This window comes from Bacillus sp. BD59S (genome assembly GCF_007363175.1).
GTDB lineage: Bacteria > Bacillota > Bacilli > Bacillales > Bacillaceae_G > Bacillus_A > Bacillus_A pacificus.
This window is the reverse complement of record NZ_CP034686.1, coordinates 2,604,007-2,627,253: the sequence shown is the minus strand read 5'-3', so window position 1 is coordinate 2,627,253 and position 23,247 is coordinate 2,604,007. Positions and strand designations below refer to the sequence as shown.

Below are 23,247 nucleotides of genomic sequence, written 5' to 3'. Positions count from 1 at the left end.
TGTTGACAGTGTTTTGAAAAGCGTTCTATAATACGAATCATACTTATTCAATTTCAAAAAACATTTGAATAAACAAAGTGCAATGAAGAGATCACAGTAGTGGTTAGTCTTACTGTAACAGAGAGCTGGTGGTTGGTGTGAACCAGTACAGGGATAATCATGAATTACAGTCTTGGAGCATCTTTTTCGTAGTAAAGATAGTAGTATTGTCTTTATGAAGAAAAAGCGGTCAATTGATCGTTAACAGTGAAGAGAGGTAGACGGAAAGTTAGTCTACAACTAGGGTGGTACCGCGATAAATATCGTCCCTACTGATTTATTCAGTAGGGACTTTTTGTATTTTAGTGGCCCAACTTGAAAATTAAATATGCATGCGTTGAAAGGAAAAGCAGTAGTTGTTGTTTCCCTGTAACAGAGAGCTGGTGGTTGGTGTGAACCAGTACAAAAACAAGAGCGAATTACAGTCCTAGAGCATCTTTTTCGTAGTAAAGATAGTATATATCTTTATGAAGGGAAAGACGGTCAGATGATCGTTAACAATGAAGAGAGGTAGACGAAAGAAGTCTACAACTAGGGTGGTACCGCGATAAATATCGTCCCTACTGATTGAATCAGTAGGGATTTTTTGTACAAAAAAAGTGGGTTTTTAACTGGTAGATAGTGTCTTTGTACTAATTATTAGTTTAAAATAAGAAGAGGGATCGATTCCACTTTAAATTTGTATAATTGACCAGTTCAGAAAATAGAGAATTTTTCATTCTCTTACTATACTTTTAAAACATTAGAGGAGGATTTCCAAATGGCAAATCATGAATTAGATCAATTACGTAAACAGGTAGATGAAATTAACTTACAACTATTACACCTTTTAAACAAACGTGGTGAAATCGTTCAAAAAATTGGGGAGCAAAAGCAAGTACAAGGTACGAAACGTTTTGATCCAGTACGTGAGCGTGAAGTGCTTGATATGATTGCAGAGAATAACGAAGGACCATTCGAAACATCAACGGTTCAACATATTTTCAAAACAATCTTCAAAGCTAGCTTAGAATTACAAGAAGATGATAACCGTAAAGCATTACTAGTATCGCGTAAAAAGAAACAAGAAAACACAATCGTTGATGTAAAAGGTGAATTGATTGGTAACGGCACACAAACGTTCATCATGGGACCTTGTGCAGTAGAAAGCTTAGAACAAGTTCGCCAAGTAGGGCAAGCGATGAAAGACCAAGGCTTAAAATTAATGCGCGGTGGTGCTTTCAAACCGAGAACATCTCCATACGATTTCCAAGGTTTAGGAGTAGAAGGACTACAAATTTTACGTCAAGTAGCAGATGAATTCGACTTAGCAATTATTAGTGAAATTTTAAATCCAAATGATGTTGAAATGGCATTAGACTACGTTGATGTAATTCAAGTTGGTGCACGTAACATGCAAAACTTCGATTTACTACGAGCTGTAGGTAAAGTTAACAAGCCAGTATTATTAAAACGTGGATTAGCAGCAACAATTGATGAGTTCATTAATGCAGCAGAATACATTATTGCACAAGGTAACGACCAAATTATTCTATGTGAGCGCGGTATCCGCACATACGAAAGAGCGACACGTAACACATTAGACATTTCAGCAGTACCGATCTTAAAGAAAGAAACACATTTACCAGTTGTTGTTGACGTAACGCATTCAACTGGACGTAGAGATTTATTATTACCAACAGCGAAAGCGGCTCTTGCAATTGGCGCAGATGCAGTAATGGCTGAAGTACACCCAGACCCAGCAGTGGCATTATCAGATTCTGCACAACAAATGGATATTCCAGAATTCCATAAATTCATGGAAGAGTTAAAAGGATTCAAAAATAAATTATCTTAATTCCATATCATATATGCGCTGAAGAGGAAACAGTAGTGCTTACCTCCCTGTTAAAGAGAGCTGATGGTCGGTGTGAATCAGTACAAAGGTAAGCATGAATTACAGCCTTGGAGCATCTTTTTCGTCAAGTTTTGATGGGAAAGACGGTCTAATGATCGTTAAAGAAGAAGAGAGGTAGACGAAAAAAGTCTACAACTAGGGTGGTACCGCGATGAACATCGTCCCTACTGAGCGCTCAGTAGGGACTTTTTTGTACAAAAAAATAGTAAAGGGGCAAGAGAAATGAGATACATTACAGCTGGAGAATCACATGGACCGCAGTTAACAGTTATTTTAGAAGGTGTACCAGCAGGTTTAACGCTGGCGGCGGAACATATTAATAAAGAATTATTAAGAAGGCAAAAAGGGCACGGACGCGGAAGACGTATGCAAATTGAAACAGATACAGTTGAAATTGTAAGTGGTGTTCGTCATGGGATGACACTTGGCTCACCGATTACGTTAATTGTAAAAAATGATGATTTCAAACATTGGACGAAAGTAATGGGGGCAGAACCAATTTCAGAAAAAGAAAGTAAAGACATGAAACGTACAATTACGAAACCACGTCCAGGACATGCGGATTTAAATGGAGCAATTAAATATGGTCACCGTGATATTAGAAACGTACTAGAGCGCTCTTCTGCAAGAGAAACGACAGTTCGTGTAGCTGCTGGTGCGGTTGCGAAACAAATTTTAAAAGAATTAGGTGTAGAAATTGCAGGACATGTACTTGAAATTGGTGGAGTAAAAGCAAAACATATTTCTAACTTGTCAATTGAAGAAATTCAAACAATTACTGAAAACTCACCAGTTCGATGTTTAGATAAAGAAGTAGAACAAGTGATGATGGATGCGATTGATCATGCTAAAAGTAGCGGAGATTCAATCGGGGGCATTGTAGAAGTCATTGCAGAAGGAATGCCGATTGGCGTTGGTAGTTACGTTCATTACGATCGCAAATTAGATGCAAAACTTGCTGGTGCGATTATGAGTATTAATGCATTTAAAGGTGCTGAAATTGGTGTTGGTTTTGAAGCGGCAAGGCAGCCAGGAAGTAAAGTGCACGATGAAATTTTATGGGATGAAGAACAAGGATACACGAGAAAAACGAATAATGCCGGCGGTTTAGAAGGCGGTATGACAACGGGAATGCCAATTGTCGTAAGAGGTGTCATGAAACCAATACCTACATTATACAAACCGTTAGCAAGCGTTGATATTGATACGAAAGAAGCATTCCAAGCGAGTATTGAAAGATCTGATAGTTGCGCAGTACCAGCAGCGGGTGTAGTAGCTGAATCTGTTGTGGCATGGGAACTTGCAGATGCACTAGTCGAACAATTCGGAAAAGATCGTATGGAATTATTAAAACAAAACATTATACAACACAATAACTACGCAAAAGAATTTTAATAAAAAGGTGGTTTTAACATGCAAGTAAAAGATCAACTATCATCATTACAACCATATAAACCAGGTAAATCACCTGAACAAATGAAAGAAGTGTACGGAGAGCATTCATTTGTGAAATTAGCATCGAATGAAAATCCATTCGGCTGTTCGCCACGTGTTTTAGATGAGTTGCAAAAATCGTGGTTGGACCATGCTTTATACCCTGACGGAGGTGCTACAACGCTCCGTCAAACAATTGCAAATAAGTTACATGTGCAAATGGAACAAGTACTTTGCGGTAGTGGTTTAGATGAAGTCATTCAAATGATAAGCAGAGCAGTACTTAAAGCAGGAGATAACATCGTAACGGCTGGAGCAACATTCCCACAGTATCGTCATCATGCAATTATAGAAGGTTGCGAAGTGAAGGAAGTTGCGTTAAATAACGGTGTATACGACTTAGACGAAATTTCTTCAGTAGTAGATAACAATACAAAAATTGTATGGATTTGTAACCCGAACAATCCGACGGGCACATATGTGAATGACCGAAAATTGACTCAATTCATTGAAGGTATTAGTGAAAATACGTTAATTGTCATTGATGAAGCGTACTATGAATACGTAACAGCAAAAGATTTCCCAGAGACATTACCGCTTTTAGAAAAGCATAAAAATATTCTTGTGCTTAGAACATTTTCTAAAGCGTACGGATTAGCTTCTTTCCGCGTTGGATATGCGATTGGACAGGAAGAGCTAATTGAGAAATTAAATGTCGTACGTTTGCCATTTAACGTATCTTCATTAGCGCAAAAAGCAGCGACGATTGCTTTTTGTGATGACGAGTTTATTGAAGAAGTAGTTCGTGTGAATACAGAAGGATTACAACAATACGAGAGCTTTTGTAAGGAAAATGATATTCCATTTTATCCATCGCAAACAAATTTCATCTTCTTACCAGTTGAGAATGCTGGAGAGATTTATGAAGCTTGTGCACATGCAGGATTTATTATTCGGCCGTTTCCAAATGGCGTCCGTATTACAGTTGGAACAAGGGAGCAAAATGAAGGAGTGATTTCAGTGTTACAACAACACTTTGAAAATAAAAAAAGAAAGTCTCGAGATGAGGCAAATGCGTAAACAGGTAGTATTAATTGGAACTGGTTTAATCGGAGGCTCTCTCGCATTAGCAATTAAGAAAGAGCACGATGTAACGATAACAGGTTATGATATATTTCAAGAACAAGTAGAGCGTGCAAAAGAATTACACGTAGTAGATGAAATAGCAGTAGATTTACAACATGCATGTGAAGAAGCACATTTAATTGTTTTTGCTTCACCAGTTGAAGAAACGAAGAAGTTATTACACAAATTAGCGTCATTTCGTTTACGAAAAGATGTTATTGTGACTGATGTTGGTAGCACAAAAGGAACAATTATGAATGAAGCGGAAGCTTTATTTTTAAACGAAATTTCTTTCATTGGTGGACATCCAATGGCAGGTTCTCATAAAACGGGAGTTGAAAGTGCAAAAGCGCATTTATTTGAAAATGCATTTTATATTTTAACGCCAATGAATGATGTGCCAAATGAACATGTGGAAGAGTTAAAAGATTGGTTAAAAGGAACAGGATCACATTTCCTTGTTTTAAATACAGAAGAACATGATTATGTAACAGGGATTGTAAGTCATTTCCCGCATCTTATTGCCGCTGGATTAGTAAAGCAAGTGGAGAAACATGCAGGAGATAATCCACTCATTCATCAACTAGCTGCCGGAGGGTTTAAAGACATTACACGCATCGCATCTAGTAGTCCGAAAATGTGGAGTGATATTGTTAAGCAAAATCGTGAGCATTTAATGGTATTATTAAAAGAGTGGATCTCTGAAATGGAAGGTTTATATGATACAGTTTCTACTGGAGATGCAGGCGAGATTCAAAACTATTTTGCAGATGCGAAAGAATACCGTGACTCTTTACCAGTACGAAAGAGAGGGGCAATTCCTGCCTATCACGACTTATACGTCGATGTTTTAGATAAAGTAGGGGCATTGGCTCATATTACGAGTATTTTGGCTCGCGAGGAAATTAGTATTACGAACTTGCAAATATTAGAAGCGCGTGAAGGATTGCTTGGGGTATTACGTATTAGCTTCCAACGAGAAGAAGATCGTACGCAAGCAAAGCTAGCGCTTGGAGAAGAAAAATACCAAACGTATGAAACAATTTAAATGAGAAGGTGAAAACGTGAAGGAAAGAACGATACAACCTGTTAATAACGGATTAAATGGCAACATTACAATTCCGGGAGATAAATCGATTTCTCACCGCGCTGTTATGTTCGGCGCGATTGCAGAAGGAAAAACAACTATTAAAGGTTTCTTGCCCGGTGCAGATTGTTTAAGTACAATTTCTTGTTTTAAAGAAATGGGAGTAGACATCGTGCAAAACGGTGATGAAGTCACTGTAGTTGGTAAAGGATTAGAAGGTTTACAAGAACCGAAAGCTGTATTAGATGTTGGTAATTCTGGTACAACTATACGTTTAATGTCAGGAATTTTGGCAAATACACCATTTTTCTCTTGCGTACAAGGTGATGCATCTATTGCAAAAAGACCGATGAAACGTGTAACGAATCCATTAAAACAAATGGGTGCGAACATTGATGGGCGCGAAGAAGGAACGTTTACACCGCTAACAATACGTGGTGGAGATTTAAAAGCAATTGAATACACTTCTCCGGTAGCAAGCGCACAAGTAAAGTCAGCTATTTTACTTGCTGGACTTCGTGCAGAGGGTGTAACAGCTGTTACAGAACCACATATTTCCCGCGATCATACGGAAAGAATGCTTGAAGCATTTGGTGTTAAAGTAACTCGCGAAGAAAAGACAGTGAAACTAGCAGGTGGACAAAAGTTAACAGCGACAGATGTTCAAGTACCAGGTGACGTATCATCAGCTGCATTTTTCTTAGTAGCGGGCGCGATTATTCCAAATAGTAAACTAGTCTTAGAAAATGTAGGTATGAATCCAACTCGTACAGGTATTATTGATGTTTTAGAGAAAATGGGTGCTACGTTCACTGTAGAGCCAATTAATGAAGGAGCATCAGAAGCAGCTGCAAACATTACAATTGAAACATCTTCATTAAAAGGAATCGAAATCGGTGGAGATATTATCCCTAGATTAATCGATGAAATTCCTGTAATTGCATTAGCGGCAACGCAAGCAGAAGGAATTACAGTTATTAAAGATGCACACGAATTAAAAGTAAAAGAAACGAACCGTATTGATACAGTCGTAGCGGAATTAACGAAACTAGGTGCTCGCATAGAAGCAACTGAAGACGGGATGATTATTTACGGAAAATCAGTTTTAAAAGGAAATACAGTTAATAGTTATGGTGATCACCGCATTGGAATGATGCTTGCGATTGCCGGCTGTCTTGCAGAAGGAAAAACAACAATTGAAGACGCAGAAGCAGTAGGTGTATCATACCCTACATTCTTCGAAGAACTTCAAAAGTTAGCTAAATAAAGTGAAACTTTAATCAGTGGGGGTTCTTCATCCGCACTGATTATTAGTTGAACCAATCGGACTTTTACGGGCAGTTGATCCCCTACCTAAATTCTTTGCTTTCGCTGAATTTTGAGGTGGGGGTCTTACTGCCCGTTAAAGCGGGATAAAGTAATGAGAAGCAGATACAAGATGTATCTGCTTTTTTATATTGAATTTGTGTCGTTAAGCCAATATAATTTCATTCACCGTACTGTAATATTTTAAATTATGGTACAATTCAAACAAAGGGGGAGGAGAAATATATGAATGTTATACGATTAAAAGAAGATAAATTTAGAGAAGCATTACGCTTATCAGAATACGCTTTTCAATATAAAGTAGAAGAGGAACGAATGCAGCAGCAACTTACAAGAATGAAGGAAAGTCATGAAGTATACGGTATTATGGAAGGTGAGGACTTAGCGGCAAAACTACACCTTATTCCGTTTCATATTTACATAGGAAAAGAAAAATTTAAAATGGGTGGCGTTGCAGGGGTAGCGACATATCCAGAATACAGAAGAAGCGGGTATGTGAAAGAATTGCTTCAACACTCACTACAAACGATGAAAAAAGATGGATATACAGTATCGATGCTACATCCATTTGCTGTTGCATTTTACCGTAAATATGGCTGGGAACTTTGTACGGATCTTCTTGTGTGTCATATGACAAAGAGTGATTTAGTTATGAAAAAACAAGTGAATGGTACTGTGAAACGTTTCAGTAAAGAACATCATCCAGAAGAGGTCGAGAAGCTTTATGAAACATTTGCAGAACGTTTTTCTGGTATGCTAATTCGCAATGAAAAATGGTGGTTACAAGTAGTTTATGATGATTTAACATTAGCAATTTATTACGATAAAGATAAAACGGCAGCAGGCTACATGTTATATAAAATTGAAAACAACAAAATGACAGTAGAAGAATTTGTTCCACTGCATAATGAAGCACGAAATGGTCTATGGAACTTTATTTGCCAGCATGATTCTATGATTAAAGAACTTGAAATGACAGTAAGTAAAAACGAACCGTTGTTATATACATTGCAAGAACCACGTGTGAAAACAGAAATAAAACCATATTTTATGGGAAGAATTGTAGATGTAGAGCAGTTTTTAAAACAGTATGAGTTAAACTGGAACAATGTACAACAAGAAGTCATTTTAAATATTACAGATTCATTTGCACCGTGGAATAATGTATCGGTGAGACTTGCAAATTATGAAATAACAATTATAGAAGAACCCATGGATAAAGGGATCAAGCTAGATATAAATGCACTATCTACAATATTGCTTGGATACAAACGCCCATTAGAACTAAATGAATTAGAATTAATTAGCGGAAGCGAAGAGGAAATACAAGCGTTTGAGAAAATAGTTCCGGTACGAGAAGCATTTATTTATGATTTCTTTTAAAAAATAGGGCTGTCCAAAATCAAATTTGGGACAGCTTTCTTTTTGGGCGTCGTTTTTGTCGGTAAGTTGATATATCCTGAAAAGCGCTGATATAATTTTATTCACAAATAAGGGAATAAAATTACAACTATACGTAGTCACACACTTGACTTTTATTTCCTGTAATTTATAATTAAAAACGGAATGAATTTTCATTCCTGGAAATAGAGGTGGAAAAAATGGCTAAAAACAAACAAGAGGATATTTTTGATGCTGCGATGCAACTTTTTGCAGAGCGTGGTTACGATGGTACGACAATTCCAATGATCGCTGAAAAGGCAAAAGTCGGTGCGGGTACTATTTATCGCTATTTTGAAAATAAAGAGGCACTTGTTAACTCATTATTTTCAAAAAGTATGTTAGAGCTTTCTGAAATGATAAAAACAGATTTTCCTGTTGAAGCAAATATTCGTGAACAGTTTAGTCATACGTATAACCGTTTATTTGAATTTGCGAGAAACAATGTGGATGCTTTTTTATTTACAAATTCTCACTGCGATAGTTATTTTCTTGACGAGCAGAGTAAGAAAATATTTGACGATTTTATAGGCTTCTTTATGAATATTATTGAAGATGGAATCGCAAAAGGTTTTCTTCGTCCATTGCCTCCAGTTGCTTTAATTATAATTGTATATCAACCGTTAGAAAAATTAACGAAAGTAATTGCAACAGGGCAATTAGAATACTCGAAAGAGTTAGTAAAAGAATTGGAAGAAAGCTCTTGGAACGCTATTAGAATCATTTGATTCTATAGCTTTATAAGGACAGGAATGAATATTCATTCCTAAACAGAATTAAAAAATGAGAGTAGGAGAGGGTATTTGTGTAACTAAAGGAATGAACATTCATTCCGAAAAAGTAGTTTAATAGAGTTTATAAAACAATGTAATAAAGTAATGGGAATGAACATTCATTCCGCAACTAACGTAAAATTTTAATCGCGGGAGATGATGCAAATGAGCAAGCTGAAAAATTGGAGAAGTTTATCTTTTCTATTATGGATAGTTATTACTATTACAATGATCGTAACAATGCCTAATATGGATAAATTAGTGAAAGAAAAAGGGCACATTACGATTCCTAATACAGAACAAAGTAGTATTGCTGACAAAATGATAAAAGAAATGGATAAAGACGGGACAGAAAAGTATGACATTATAGTTGTTTTTAATAGTGGTAGTAAAACAGCTCTAACGACTGAGCAAAAAGAGGAAATAATAAAAACAATCAACGCTTTGCAAAATGAAAAAGAACAATTAGGAATTAAAGAAGTTGTTTCACATTTAGATAATAAAGACTTAGAGAAACAATTAGTTTCTAAAGATAATACAACTATTTTAACGCAAATATCGATAGATAAAAAGCATGGTGAAATATCGAAAGTTACAAATAACCTTCATAATAAAGTGAAAACGAAAGGGGTAACAACGTACTTAACAGGAAGTGATTTAATCGCGGGAGATTTTCTTACATCTTCTCAAGAGGGAGTGAAAAAGACTGAAGTTATTTCAATCATTTTCATTCTTGTAATATTAATCATTGTATTCCGTTCACCTATTGTTCCAATTGTTTCTCTTCTTACTGTTGGGGTATCATATTTAGTTTCAATGGGGATTATTGCTCATTTAGTAGATCAATTTAATTTTCCATTTTCTAACTTTACACAAGTGTTTGTCGTTGTTGTCCTGTTTGGGGTTGGAACAGACTATAACATTTTATTATTTACGAGATTTAAAGAAGAATTAAGTAAACAAGAAAACGCATTTTTGGCTACGAAAGAAACATTTAAATCGGCAGGGAAAACCGTTTTATATAGCGGGATAGCAGTACTAATTGGTTTTGCATCTCTTGCTTTAGCTAGTTTTAAATTATATCAATCTACTTCAGCGGTAGCAATTGGTGTCGCAGTTTTATTACTAGTATTAACTACGTTAAATCCGTTTTTTATGGTGCTTTTAGGAAAAGGGATGTTTTATCCCGTTAAAACATTTAAAGGTCATGAAGACAGTCGTCTATGGGGATTCTTTGCGAAAAACTCAGTAGTAAGACCATTTGTAGCTTTAATTATTGTATTCGTGATATCGATTCCTTTCATATTAAAGTATTCTAATACACTTAATTACAACGATTTATTTGAAGTAGACAATAAATATGAGTCGAAAATGGGGATTAACGTAATAGAAGAACATTTTCCACCTGGTTTTTCTTCACCAAGTACGTTAGTCATTCAATCGAATAACAAGTTAGATGAGGCGAGTTCGCTTCAAACTTTAGATGAACTAACTGATAAGATTTTGAAAGTGAAAGGTGTTTCAGAAGTATATTCACCGACACGTCCAACTGGTGATAGGATTAAAGAACTATATATAAATAAACAAGCGGGTGAACTAAATACAGGTTTAGGAGATGCCAATGGTGGTATAAAGGAAATTAATGATGGATTAACTACTGCGAAAGATAAGATGGGTAATAAGGACTCAAATAGTCTTGCAAACGTTCAAAAGTTAATTGATGGAACAAATGAAGCGAAAAGTGGTGTATCAGCATTAGGAACAGCTTTAAATCAACTATCAAATGGCATAAATGACGGAGCACAAGGTGCGCAGCAAATTGAGAGTGGGTTAACTTCAGTAAATGCAAATATAAGTGTATTATCTCATGCAACTTCACAACTTCATGCTGGCTATACACAGTTAGAAAAAGGTTTAAGTTCTTACGGTCAATACTTCGGAAGTATTTCTCAAGCGATTGACGGTGCGAAGAAAGGTTATGAACAAATTGAAATGTTAATGACCAATTTCATTCAAACGAAACCAGAATCAGCAAATGATCCTAACATTCTGCAGACAATAGGAATTGCTAAAGAGGCTCAAAAGCAATTAGGTGGGCTGTCAAATGAATTAAATCAATTAGCAACGCAGCACAATGCGGCGATGGGATCATTTAAAGAAGCGAATCAATCGTTATTGAAAGTGGATAATGGCTTAAAAGAAATGAACAATGGAGTTACTAAGTTACAAAAAGGAGCAGCTGATCTTAAAAATGGATTAAATGAAGGTGCTTCAGGTTCAAAACAAATTGCAAACAAGTCATCTGAGTTACAAACCGGATTAACGAAAATAAACGATGGGCAAGGTCAGCTATTAACCGGACTGAAAGACTTGCAAGAACAGATGGGTCAATTACAATCCGGACTAACTAAAAGTACAGAAGGCCTTGAAAAGGTAAGTAATGGCCTAGGGGATGCTCAGAAATATTTAGGAGAACTGAATGAATCAAAAAGCTCTGAGAAATTCTATATTCCAAAAGAAGTTTTGGAGGGAGAAGATTTCCAAAAAGCTTTGAATACGTACATGTCACATGATAGAAAGACTGCTAAAATGACAATCATTTTAGACGTAAATCCGTATTCAAAAGAAGCGATGCCAATTATTCAAGAAATCAATAACACAATAGATGGTATTTTGAAGGGGTCGGAATTAAATCATGCGAAAACAGCAATCGGAGGAACGACAGCTAGAAACGTTGATTTAAAAGAAGTAACTGGGCAAGATTTCTTACGTACAGCTATAATTATGTTAATTGGAATCGCGATTGTATTAATTGTGATTACACGTTCATTATTAAACACCATCTTTATTATTGGATCGTTACTATTAGCTTACTTTGCATCATTAGGGATAAGTGAACAAATTAGTACGCATATTTTACATGTAGATTCATTAAGCTGGAATGTTCCATTCTTTAGTTTCATAATGATTGTCGCTTTAGGAGTAGATTATAGTATTTTTGTAATGATGAGATACAATGAGTTAGAAGGGGACCCAGCGACGAAAATTGTAACTGCTTCTCGTCATATCGGAGGAGTCGTATTATCAGCGGCACTTATTTTAGGGGGTACATTTGCTGCATTAATCCCTTCAGGTGTATTAACGCTTATACAAGTAGCATCCGTTGTTGGTGTTGCACTGTTACTATTAGCTATTATTGTGATGCCGATATTGCTACCTGCTTTAATAGGTTTAACGAGTAAAATGAAGAATTATGCAAAGAAATTAAGTGAAAGGAAATAAAAGAATCCCCTTTTAAAAGTAACTGTTTCAGTTATGGGAGAGAACATATAAAATAACACACAAATTAGGGATGTAAATCACATATGATTTAGCATCCCTTTTTTAATTGTTATTACATTATTTAAGCACTTTTATATAGTTAAATTGCAAAGGGAGAGAAAAAGAAAACAGTAAAAACACCAGTGCAACGATTGGGGATTACTGACAAAGTATGTGATTTAAAAGATATAATTTACTTTAGATAGTTCACTCAAATAATGGTGGACTATCTTTTTTACAAGATAAATGGAAAATTTATGTTAAAATAATGATAGGGATTGTGAAAAAATGTTCTTAAACTAGCGATCACGTTACTTTAAGAAGGATTTTTCAAAGGAAATGTTGAATATCGTATTTTGAAGGAGTGATTGCAGTGGAGTAAGTAATTTTTTTGATCTTGGTTAAATACTTTGAAGGAAGGGATTTATAAATATGAATACAAAACTAATAATAGTAGAAGGTTTACCTGGATTTGGAAAATCGACCACTGCAAAGCTAATAAATGAAATTTTAAGCCAAAATAAAATTGAAGTTGAACTATTTTTAGAGGGAAATTTGAACCATCCAGCCGACTATGATGGTGTATCTTGTTTTAATAAATTTGAATTCGATAGATTAGTATCTAACAGTGGAGATTTTAAAGAAGTGCTTCTTAAAAGAGTTCTAAAAAAAGGAAGCAATTACTTATTACCATACAGAAAGATAAAAAATGAGTTTGGTGACCAGTTTTCGGACGAATTATGTAATGATATTTTTAAAAACGATATATACGAATTACCATTCGATAAAAATGTTGAATTAATTGCTGATAAATGGCAGGACTTTGCTGAAATTGCTGTAGAAGACAATAAGGTTTATATCTTTGAATGTTGTTTCATACAAAACCCATTAACGATTGGGATGATTAAATATGGTGAACAAAAAGAAAAAATAATAAATTATGTAATGAAAGTTGCAAAAATCATAGAGAAGTTAAATCCAATGTTATTGTATGTAGAACAAGATAATCTTGAATTTTCATTTAGGAAGGCATTAAAAGAAAGAACTCCAGAATGGTCTACAGGAATTGTCGACTATTACACGAACCAAGGCTATGGGAAAAAACATAACCATTCAGGTGTAGAAGGAGCGATAAAAGTTCTTGAGGCTAGAAGGAATTTAGAGTTAGAAATATTTGATATGTTAAAAATGAAAAAAGAAAAAATCAATAATACAAAATATGAAATTGACTCATATAGGTCAATGTTAAAAGATAAGTTAACAATACAAATGGTGAAATAGCTTTTTACACTAACTGGTGCTTTATTTGAAGAAGGAAATAAAAACGCTCAGAATATTTTCTGAGCGTTTTAGTTTGCTATTTATAATACGAAACGGGGTGCGAAATGCATATAAATTATTGTGTTATTACTACATGCAGTTAAAGAAGTAAGAGATAAACATAATGCTCCAATTATTAATATTTTCTTAAAAATAAATCCTTCTTAAAGTGTGTATGTAACTTTAATATGATTAAAAACAAAGATTTTATTCGAGTTTGGAAAGAAAGGAATAGCAATCAACCGTTGCTATTCATCCAGCTTCTACTATATAATAGCTATAGTCTACAATAATTGAGTCGTAATATGCGATTTTTTAAGACAATCGGTGAGAAAACGCTGAAATAAGCGGTATTAGTAGGAGGACACAAATGATTACAGTAAGTAACGTTAGTTTGCGTTTCGCGGATCGCAAATTGTTTGAAGATGTTAACATAAAATTCACGCCAGGTAACTGCTACGGTTTAATCGGAGCAAACGGTGCTGGTAAATCAACATTTCTAAAGATTTTATCTGGAGAAATCGAACCATCAACAGGTGACATACATATTACGCCAGGCGAGCGTCTTGCAGTATTAAAACAGAACCACTTCGAATATGAAGAGTTCCAAGTATTAGAAACAGTAATTATGGGACACACACAACTGTACAAAGTAATGCAAGAGAAAAATGCCATTTACATGAAAGAAGACTTTAGTGATGAAGATGGTATGCGTGCTGCTGAACTTGAAGGTGAGTTCGCTGAGCTTAACGGTTGGGAAGCAGAATCAGAAGCGGCAATCCTTCTGAAAGGTTTAGGTATTGGTGAAGATCTTCACGATAAGAAATTGTCAGAATTAACTGGGGCAGAGAAAGTAAAAGTATTACTTGCCCAAGCTTTATTCGGTCAACCTGACATTCTATTACTAGATGAGCCTACCAACCACTTGGACTTAAAAGCGATTCAATGGTTAGAGAACTTCTTAATGAACTTTGAAAATACAGTAATCGTTGTATCCCATGACCGTCACTTCTTAAATAAAGTATGTACGCACATGGCTGATCTTGATTTCGGTAAAATTCAACTGTATGTTGGTAACTATGACTTCTGGTATGAGTCAAGCCAATTAGCTTTAAAATTAACGCAAGATGCTAATAAGAAAAAAGAAGAGAAAGTAAAAGAGTTACAGAACTTCATTGCGCGCTTTAGCTCAAACGCATCTAAAGCGAAACAAGCAACTTCTCGTAAAAAATTATTAGATAAAATTACATTAGATGATATTAAGCCATCATCTCGTCGTTATCCATTCGTTGGCTTCACACCAGAGCGTGAAGTAGGAAATGACTTATTAACTGTTGAAGGTCTTTCTAAAACAATTGATGGTGAAAAAGTGTTAGATAATGTGTACTTCACTTTAAATAAAGGTGATAAAGTTGCATTTATCGGTCGTAACGATATTGCAATGACGACATTATTTAAAATCCTTATGGGTGAAATGGAGCCAGATAGTGGTTCATTTAAATGGGGCGTTACAACATCTCAATCGTACTTCCCAAGAGATAACTCTAAGTACTTTGAGAACAGTGACTACAACTTAGTTGAATGGTTACGTCAATTCTCTCCACAAGATGAGTCAGAAAGCTTCTTACGTGGTTTCTTAGGCCGTATGTTATTCTCAGGCGAAGAAGTTAAGAAGAACGTTTCTGTATTATCTGGAGGCGAAAAAGTTCGTTGTATGTTATCTAAAATGATGTTAAGTGGTGCAAACGTAATTACACTTGACGATCCAACGAACCACTTAGACCTTGAGTCTATCACTGCATTAAACAATGGTTTAATCGCATTTAAGGGTACAATTTTATTCACATCTCATGACCATCAGTTCGTACAAACAATTGCAAACCGCATTATCGAAGTAACGCCAAACGGTGTAATCGATAAAGAGGCTACTTACGATGAGTTCTTAGAAAATGAAGAACTTCAAAAACAAGTAGATGCAATGTACAAAGGTCAATAATAAATGATAAAAAACCTCGCTCTCGTTATGAGAGCGAGGTTTTTTATCATCCATTATTTTTATGGATTGCGAATAATTATTCAAGAATAACTTTATTAGAGGAAAGAGATTTGGATGTTGCACATAGAAGAATTGCTGAAGCATAAATAACTGAATGAAGAAATTATATATATCGAAAAATTAAATGCTATCTATTGTGAATTTCATTATATTACATGAATGTTCCAGAACTGGAGACATATTTATTTGCGAAGTAGTGAATAAAGGTTTATAGTATGTGATGTCATAATTAGTGGATGAATCTTGGGAGAAAACAGGAAATGTTACAAATTTATTTTGTTAAATAGAAACCAAGGTCAAAATGTCTAAAAAGAAATAGTTGAATAAATACTAGCTTCAAATTATAATTACTAGTATTCTTCATATAGTTAAATAAATAAAATCTATTTGAAGATAAAAAATTGAATAGAGAGACAGACTTATAAAAAAATAAGCCTTGGATGATCAAAAGAGGTGGAGAAATGAAACAATTCTTATTAAAGAGCAAAAGTGTGTTAAGCAATCATTTTGGATTCTTCCTGTTTGCCGTTCTATTATTATGGCTCAAAACATATGTAGCGTATGTAACAGAATTTAATTTAGGAATTTCAAACACAATCCAAAAGTTCTTGCTGTTTTTTAACCCGCTTAGTTCAGCAGTTCTATTTTTAGGACTTGCATTATTTGCAAAAGGGAAAAGAGCTTATATTTGGGTAATTATTATTAATTTGTTAATGTCCATACTTTTATATGCAAACGTAGTATATTACCGCTTTTTTAGCGACTTTATTACGTTCCCGACATTAACACAATCGAATAACTTTGGAGATTTAGGTGGTAGTATTTTTGCATTGCTACACGTATATGATCCACTATATTTCTTAGATACGATTATTCTAATTGTTTTAGTCGCAACGAAATTTGTAAATCCTAAACCAATCCGTGTTGCGAAGCATAAATTATCTCTAGTATTTGTAGCAGGTATTTTATTATTCAGCGTTAACTTAGGACTTGCAGAATCTGACCGTCCGGAACTATTAACAAGAACATTCGATCGTAACTATATTGTAAAATATTTAGGCGCATACAACTTTACAATTTATGATGGTATTCAAAGTGCGAAAGCATCAACAGAACGAGCATTAGCTGATGGAGATAATATGACTGAGGTTAGAAATTATCTTGCATCAACATATGCAAGTCCAAATCCAGAGTACTTTGGTAAAGGAAAAGGAATGAACGTAATTTATATTCATTTAGAATCATTCCAAAACTTTTTATTAAACTATAAGCTAAATGGTCAAGAGGTTACACCATTCTTAAACTCATTTACAAAAGATGCGAATACGTTATACTTTGATAACTTCTTCCATCAAACAGGACAAGGTAAAACATCTGATGCGGAGTTCATGTTAGAGAACTCAATGTATGGATTACCGCAAGGATCTGTTTTTACAAATAAAGCTCATAATACGTATCAATCAGCACCAGCTATTTTAGGTCAACAAGGATACACATCAGCAGTGTTTCACGGTAACTATAAAACGTTCTGGAACCGTGATGAAATTTATAAATCATTTGGTTTTAATAAATTCTTCGATGCGTCATACTATGATATGAACGAAAAAGATGTAGTAAACTACGGTTTAAAAGATAAACCGTTCTTTAATGAATCCATTCCATTATTAGAAACGTTGAAACAACCGTTCTATACAAAATTTATTACGTTATCTAACCATTTCCCTTATCCGATTGATAAAGCGGAAGCAACGATTGAACCAGCTAAAACAGGTGATTCATCAGTAGACACATATTTCCAAACAGCACGTTATTTAGATGAGTCAGTAAAAGGATTTATGGATTATTTGAAACAATCTGGTTTATACGATAACTCGATTATCGTTATGTACGGCGATCATTACGGTATTTCCGATAATCATAGTGCAGCAATGTCTCAAATAATGGGTAAAGAAATGAACTCATTTGAAAATGCGCAATTACAACGTGTACCATTAATCATTCGAGTTCCAGGAATGAAGGGCGGCGTACAGCATCAATACGGAGGAGAAATTGATGTTCTTCCAACTTTATTACACTTACTAGGTACTGATACGAAAAATTATGTCCAGTTCGGATCCGATTTATTATCACCAGAGCATAAACAAGTCGTTCCGTTCCGTAACGGTAACTACGTAAGCCCAACAGTTACTGCACTGAACGGCAAATACTATGATACTACTACTGGAAAACCTGTTGAATTAACAGACGAAATAAAACAAAATGAACAAATGGTTCAAAAGTCGTTAAAATACTCTGACCAAGTTGTAAATGGTGACTTATTACGATTCTACACACCGGAAGGATTTACACCGGTTGATCGTTCGAAGTACAACTATAACCATCGTGATAAAAATAAAACGAAGGTAAAGACGACTGAAGATGGGGAAACGAAATAAATATTAAAAAGCGCTACTCATATGAGTGGCGCTTTTGTTTATAAATAGAACGTTGTTATTATATAGAAACATCTTTAGTCTTTTGTTTCATCTTTCCAAAGAACACTACACCAGCAATGACAATAATGATGAATGCCCATTTAATGAAAGGGTTACTTTCGAAAAATGCAACGAACCACTTTTCATCTACAATCATTTTCGCGGCAGTATAAGCTAAAACAGCTGCTCCAATTGTAATAATGATAGGATAACGGTCGACCCATTTTAAAATTAATGTACTGCCCCAAACTACTACTGGAATTGAAACCAATAGCCCGATGATTACTAAAGAAAAATTGCCATGCGCAGCTCCAGCAACAGCGAGGACATTATCAATGCCCATTAATGCATCAGCAATGATAATGGTTTTAATAGCAGACCAAAAACCTTCTTCTGCTTTAATATTATGATCTTTGCCTTCAGCAATTAATTTGTAAGCGATCCATATAAGAAGTACACCACCAATTAGAAGTAGCCCTGGTATTTTTAACAACCAAACGACAACTAAAGTAGCGAGAGCTCTAATCACGATTGCCCCGATAGTTCCCCATATAATAACTTTCTTTTGTTGATCTTTCGGTAATCGTCTTGCTGCTAATCCAATTACAATGGCATTATCACCCGCTAAAACTAAATCAATTACAATAATGGCAAGCAAGGCAGACAAATATTCAGGTGAGAGAAAATTCATATAGATATCACTCCTTAAGAGTAATATGTGCTAAAGTGTTGATAATATAAAAAATAGGATTGAATTTGTATATTCGACCCTTAATTTTTTTTATGTATTTTGATATGTATTTGTGTTCTAATTTCGTATAAGTCGTTTTTGTAGTCTTTTTAGCTTATCGTTTCTCTTTCTCAATTTTCGATTTATCTTATTAATACGGTTTTCTTTTCTGTTATCCCATTTATCACTTCTGGTTGTATAAATAGATTTATCTTCCTTAGCACGAAAACGTCTTACTTTTTTTACGAAGGAAAGGGGGATTTTACCGATAACACCCTGTTTTTCTAATGAATCCTCTTTACCTCTATACCAATCAGGATGTGATAATAAATAGTCGAAATCGAATATTATCCCGTATTCTTTATCCATATAGGTATACCATTCTTCCAGTGCAGGTTTATTTGCTTGATGAAAATACATCGAACTATCACCCATGGCACAACACCAGTAACTAATATCACTCCATAGTACCCATTCTTTCGGTACATCTAGTGTTAAAATTACCATTTTTGAATTGTCTTTACCCCAAGCCTTATGATTTCGATTTGGATAATTATTTGCTTCCCAGACCCAAATAGGATAGTTACCTTCGTAGTAGGGTAATCTTTTTTTAGCGACACGTATCATCCAATCGTATGAATATATAAAATCGGAATCGATGTTTTCTTTACTTCCTTCTAAATAACCAAGTTTCTTAAATTGTTTCCATGCTGCTTCAGTTTGAACTGTATATACGATCATGTGATGTTTCTAAGTTAAATGAATGTGATTTTACATTTTTATTGATAGAAGGGAAGGTTGAATCGACTATATGAGGAGCCGTTTCCAAAACGATAAAAAAACTTGATATCCTAAAGGAAATCAAGTTTTTTTCATTACATACGGTTATCATGCCAGAAGTTTAACGGGAAGTGTTCGTTCTCACTATAGGCTTCTAATTCATATCCTTTTTCTTTCAGCCCTTTAATAATACCAGGTACTGCTTTTACGGATTGTGGATGAATGTCGTGCATAAGGATAACTTCTGTTGGATTTGTAGCTCCATGTAGTACGTTTTCTACAATTTTAGCTGATGCAGCATCAACAGGCATTTTGTTGTACTTCCAGTCTAATGAATCGATTGTCCAATCCCAAACTTTTAAGCCGTTCTCAACAACTTTGTTGCGAAGAGCCTCATTTAATCCTGGCATTGATCCGTAAGACGGACGAGTTAATACTGGTGATTTGCCTAAAACGCCAGCGATTAAGCCTTGATCTTCCTTCATCTCATCTACATAATGACCTTCTGTGTAAAGTTTCTTGTAGTTATGAGTCATACTGTGCATCCCAACGTAGTGGCCTTCAGCATCTTCCCGTTTTACAAGATCAGGGAAAGCTTTTACATTTGAACCAATAAGGAAGAATGTTGCTTTTGCATTTTCTCTCTTTAACATATCTAAAAGCTCAGCTGTGTATTTTCCAGGACCATCATCAAATGTTAAGTAAGCTACTTTTCTAACTTGCCCATTATATTGTTTTGGAGCTTCTTTCGGTGCAAGAGATGATTGAATTTCACTTACAAGTTGAACAGATTTTGCTTCATCCTCTGTACTCGCTAGAGCAGTATGTGCTGATCCTAAGGCCGCTTCGTATGTAAATAATACCCCCGCGCAAATCAACATAGCCCTTTTCACTAAAGTTGTCATTCGAATTCCATTGTGCATAATTTTCCTTCTCTCTATAAAAGTTCTACTCTACTATATTAGCAATTATAGGGAGGTAATTGCAAAAAAAGTTTTTTACAAGAGCAAAAAAGTTTGTCCAAAAGTATGCAAGATTTCAATGTTTTGCTGGTTTACTAAAATGAAACAAGAATGGAATGAAAATGCATGTAATTTGTTCCTATATATAGTAAACCTAATGAGTGAGTTAGTAGGGGACTGTATACAGAGAATGCTGGCGAAGAGTGTGCTTTTTGCATTAAAACGCATCTATAAAATTTCACATACCGTATTTTAAAAATAAATATAGGAAAACCAAAAAATAATGTAGAATATATCGTACATACATATATGAAGTCAACATAAAAGATAAAGAGGTGGGTATATGTTACTTGGTGAAGTAATGCAGCAACTAGAGGAATATGGAACAGAACAGAATCGTAAAACGTATAAAAACCATGGGGCGAAAGAGCCGCTATTCGGAGTTAGTTTTGCCAATTTAAAATTGTTAAAAAAGAAGATAAAAAAAGATCATGATTTAGCAATTTTATTATGGGAAACAAAAAATATGGATGCAATGACATTAGCAACAATGATTTTAGATCCAAAGAAAGTTACGACAGAACTGCTAAATAAATGGGTACAGGAAGTTGATTATTATTGTTTAATGGATGTTTTAATGACGGCTATTTGTACGTCGCCGATCGCGATAGAAAGAATGGAAGAATGGACAAAGTGTGATGATGAATGGATTGGAAGAGCAGGCTGGTCTTTATTAGCAAATATAGCGATTAAAAATAAAACGTTACAAGACGATTTCTTCTCTCCGTATCTAGAAGAAATTAAAGTAAATATACATAATGAAAAAAATAGAAAAAAAGAAGCGATGAATCGTGCTTTAATCGCGATAGGAATTCGTAATGAAGACTTAGAGCAAGCAGCGATTGAAATTGCACGTGAAATTGGAAAAGTACACGTTGATCACGGGGCAACGTCATGCAAAACACCAGACGCAGAGCCGTATATAAAAAAAGCGAGAGAAAGAGCTGAAAAAAAGAAAGAGAAATAAGAAAAGGAGAACGGTTATGAAAGCAATGGAAGCGGCACAAAGCATCATTACATCACAATTTCCGAATTGTAATGTAGCTTTACTTGGAGGAAGCGTCGCAAGAGGGGAAGCGACAAAAACATCTGATCTGGACATTGTAATAATAGATCCTAGTTTGTCATCTTGTTATAGAGAATCTTTCTATAGTAATGGATGGCCAGCCGAGGTGTTTGTACATAATTTTGAAACGTTAAAAACCTTTTTTAAAATGGATTGTGACCGAGGAAGACCTTCGTTACCACAATTAGTTTCAGAAGGTATTGTATTAAAAGGGGAAGATGAAATTGTTGAGAAATTAAAAAGCGAAGCGAATGAGTTACTAAATAAAGGACCAGCTAAATGGACAGAAGAAATGATGAAACAGAAGCGATATTTTATTACGGATACTTTGGATGATTTTATTGGTGCATCAAAAAGAGAAGAAGAATTATTTATCGCGAATTTATTAGCTGATTTATTACATGAATATGTATTAAGAGTAAATGGGAAATGGCTTGGAAATTCAAAGTGGTTTATAAGGGTACTTAGAAGATATGATGAACAATTCGCAGATCAATTTGTAGCGGCGTTCGATCATTTTTATACAACGGGAGAGAAAATGAAATTAATTACTTTTGTAGAAAAAACGTTAGAACAATATGGAGGAAGAATGTTCGAAGGGTTTTCTATAGGAAAATAAAGTGAAACTTTAATCAGTGGGGGGTTGTTCATCCCCCACTGATTATTAGTTGAACCAATCGGACTTTTACGGACAGTTGATCCCCCATCTAACTTCTTTGCTTCCGCTGAATTTTGAGGTGGGGGTCTTACTGTCCGTTAAAGCGGGATAAAAAGGGGATAATACAATGAATATACCATTCGTTCAATTAAGAGAACTGACACTAGATGATGTAGAAGATCGATATCAATGGTCATTAGATACAAAAGTAACAAAACATTTAGTTGTACCAGATCAATATCCACCGTTCACTCGTGAAGATACAAAAAAATGGATTGAGGCATGTATAAATCGAAAAAATGGTTATGAACAAAGAGCTATCACTGCAGAGAACGGTATACATATTGGATGGATAGATCTTAAAAACTTTGATAAAACAAATAAAAATGCAGAACTGGGAATCGCGATTGGTAATAAAGAGTATTGGGGTAAAGGGTATGGAATAGCGGCCCTATATAGTATGTTACATCTAGCATTCTTTGAATTTAAATTAGAAAAAGTATGGCTACGTGTAGATGAAGATAATTTTCAAGCTAGAAAGAGCTATGAAAAGGCTGGTTTTGTATGCGAAGGGTTAATGAGAAATGATCGATTACGTAAAGGTCAGTTCATTCATCGCTATCGTTATAGTATGTTAAGAGAAGAATATCAATCTTTAATTAGTAGTTCATAAAAATATTATGTTAACTAAAAGGGGTA

At 34.9% G+C, this 23,247-nt stretch carries 17 protein-coding genes and 3 other annotated features; of the genes, 14 read left to right on the top strand and 3 right to left on the bottom strand.

Annotated features, from left to right (window positions below; translation table 11 throughout):
- The first annotated feature begins 73 nt into the window (after positions 1-73).
- Positions 74-313: a binding site (T-box leader), on the top strand.
- 54 nt (positions 314-367) lie between these two features.
- Positions 368-604: a binding site (T-box leader), on the top strand.
- A 195-nt stretch (positions 605-799) separates the two neighbouring features.
- The 11 genes from EKQ63_RS15660 (at position 800) to EKQ63_RS15610 (ending at position 18,253) form a co-directional block, all read left to right on the top strand.
- Positions 800-1,876, top strand: a complete 1,077-nt coding sequence (locus EKQ63_RS15660) for a bifunctional 3-deoxy-7-phosphoheptulonate synthase/chorismate mutase (RefSeq protein ID WP_001273581.1) — start codon at positions 800-802, stop codon at positions 1,874-1,876.
- Positions 1,877-1,885: 9 nt separating this feature from the next.
- Positions 1,886-2,105 (top strand) — a binding site (T-box leader).
- Positions 2,106-2,158: 53 nt separating this feature from the next.
- Positions 2,159-3,331 carry a chorismate synthase gene (aroC, locus tag EKQ63_RS15655; RefSeq protein WP_087997195.1) on the top strand — a complete coding sequence of 391 codons (1,173 nt, stop codon included), beginning with the start codon at positions 2,159-2,161 and terminating at the stop codon, positions 3,329-3,331.
- 18 nt (positions 3,332-3,349) lie between these two features.
- Positions 3,350-4,450 (top strand): histidinol-phosphate transaminase, encoded by a 1,101-nt coding sequence (hisC, locus tag EKQ63_RS15650; RefSeq protein WP_087953337.1) that lies wholly within the window; start codon positions 3,350-3,352, stop codon positions 4,448-4,450.
- Positions 4,443-5,543, top strand: coding sequence for a prephenate dehydrogenase (tyrA, locus tag EKQ63_RS15645; protein ID WP_143881238.1), 1,101 nt, complete (start codon positions 4,443-4,445; stop codon positions 5,541-5,543). The genes hisC and tyrA overlap by 8 nt, the downstream gene beginning before the upstream one ends.
- Positions 5,544-5,559: 16 nt before the next feature.
- Positions 5,560-6,849, top strand: a complete 1,290-nt coding sequence (gene aroA, locus EKQ63_RS15640) for a 3-phosphoshikimate 1-carboxyvinyltransferase (protein ID WP_143881237.1) — start codon at positions 5,560-5,562, stop codon at positions 6,847-6,849.
- Between the two features lie 284 nt (positions 6,850-7,133).
- Positions 7,134-8,291, top strand: coding sequence for a GNAT family N-acetyltransferase (eis, locus tag EKQ63_RS15635; protein ID WP_143881236.1), 1,158 nt, complete (start codon positions 7,134-7,136; stop codon positions 8,289-8,291).
- Between the two features lie 218 nt (positions 8,292-8,509).
- Complete coding sequence (locus EKQ63_RS15630) at positions 8,510-9,076, top strand: TetR/AcrR family transcriptional regulator (RefSeq protein WP_061666510.1); 567 nt, start codon at positions 8,510-8,512, stop codon at positions 9,074-9,076.
- 210 nt (positions 9,077-9,286) lie between these two features.
- Positions 9,287-12,403: an MMPL family transporter gene (locus tag EKQ63_RS15625; protein ID WP_143881235.1), complete on the top strand. Its 3,117-nt coding sequence runs from the start codon at positions 9,287-9,289 to the stop codon at positions 12,401-12,403.
- A gap of 471 nt (positions 12,404-12,874) precedes the next feature.
- On the top strand, positions 12,875-13,723 hold the full coding sequence (locus EKQ63_RS15620; protein ID WP_143881234.1) for a P-loop NTPase family protein: 849 nt from the start codon (positions 12,875-12,877) through the stop codon (positions 13,721-13,723).
- A gap of 409 nt (positions 13,724-14,132) precedes the next feature.
- Positions 14,133-15,758 (top strand): ABC-F family ATP-binding cassette domain-containing protein, encoded by a 1,626-nt coding sequence (locus tag EKQ63_RS15615; RefSeq protein ID WP_087953343.1) that lies wholly within the window; start codon positions 14,133-14,135, stop codon positions 15,756-15,758.
- Between the two features lie 521 nt (positions 15,759-16,279).
- Positions 16,280-18,253, top strand: a complete 1,974-nt coding sequence (locus EKQ63_RS15610) for a lipoteichoic acid synthase (RefSeq protein ID WP_087953344.1) — start codon at positions 16,280-16,282, stop codon at positions 18,251-18,253.
- Positions 18,254-18,311: 58 nt separating this feature from the next.
- Here EKQ63_RS15610 and EKQ63_RS15605 read toward each other — a convergent pair whose 3' ends face one another.
- From EKQ63_RS15605 to EKQ63_RS15595, 3 genes are all read right to left on the bottom strand, one after another.
- The gene (locus tag EKQ63_RS15605) at positions 18,312-18,983 is read right to left on the bottom strand and encodes a TerC family protein (protein ID WP_087953345.1); all 672 of its coding nucleotides are present in this window, start codon (positions 18,981-18,983) and stop codon (positions 18,312-18,314) included.
- 117 nt (positions 18,984-19,100) lie between these two features.
- Positions 19,101-19,763, bottom strand: coding sequence for a DUF3841 domain-containing protein (locus EKQ63_RS15600; protein ID WP_087953346.1), 663 nt, complete (start codon positions 19,761-19,763; stop codon positions 19,101-19,103).
- 134 nt (positions 19,764-19,897) lie between these two features.
- A complete protein-coding gene (locus EKQ63_RS15595; RefSeq protein ID WP_087953347.1) occupies positions 19,898-20,725 on the bottom strand; it encodes a peptidoglycan-N-acetylglucosamine deacetylase in 828 nt (275 codons plus the stop codon).
- Between the two features lie 382 nt (positions 20,726-21,107).
- On the opposite strand from EKQ63_RS15595, the gene EKQ63_RS15590 reads away from it, so the two are divergent.
- The 3 genes from EKQ63_RS15590 (at position 21,108) to EKQ63_RS15580 (ending at position 23,221) form a co-directional block, all read left to right on the top strand.
- Positions 21,108-21,791 carry a DNA alkylation repair protein gene (locus tag EKQ63_RS15590; protein ID WP_087953348.1) on the top strand — a complete coding sequence of 228 codons (684 nt, stop codon included), beginning with the start codon at positions 21,108-21,110 and terminating at the stop codon, positions 21,789-21,791.
- Between the two features lie 16 nt (positions 21,792-21,807).
- Positions 21,808-22,509, top strand: a complete 702-nt coding sequence (locus EKQ63_RS15585; RefSeq protein ID WP_087997205.1) for a nucleotidyltransferase domain-containing protein — start codon at positions 21,808-21,810, stop codon at positions 22,507-22,509.
- A 166-nt stretch (positions 22,510-22,675) separates the two neighbouring features.
- Positions 22,676-23,221, top strand: coding sequence for a GNAT family N-acetyltransferase (locus tag EKQ63_RS15580; protein ID WP_087953350.1), 546 nt, complete (start codon positions 22,676-22,678; stop codon positions 23,219-23,221).
- Positions 23,222-23,247: the final 26 nt, after the last annotated feature.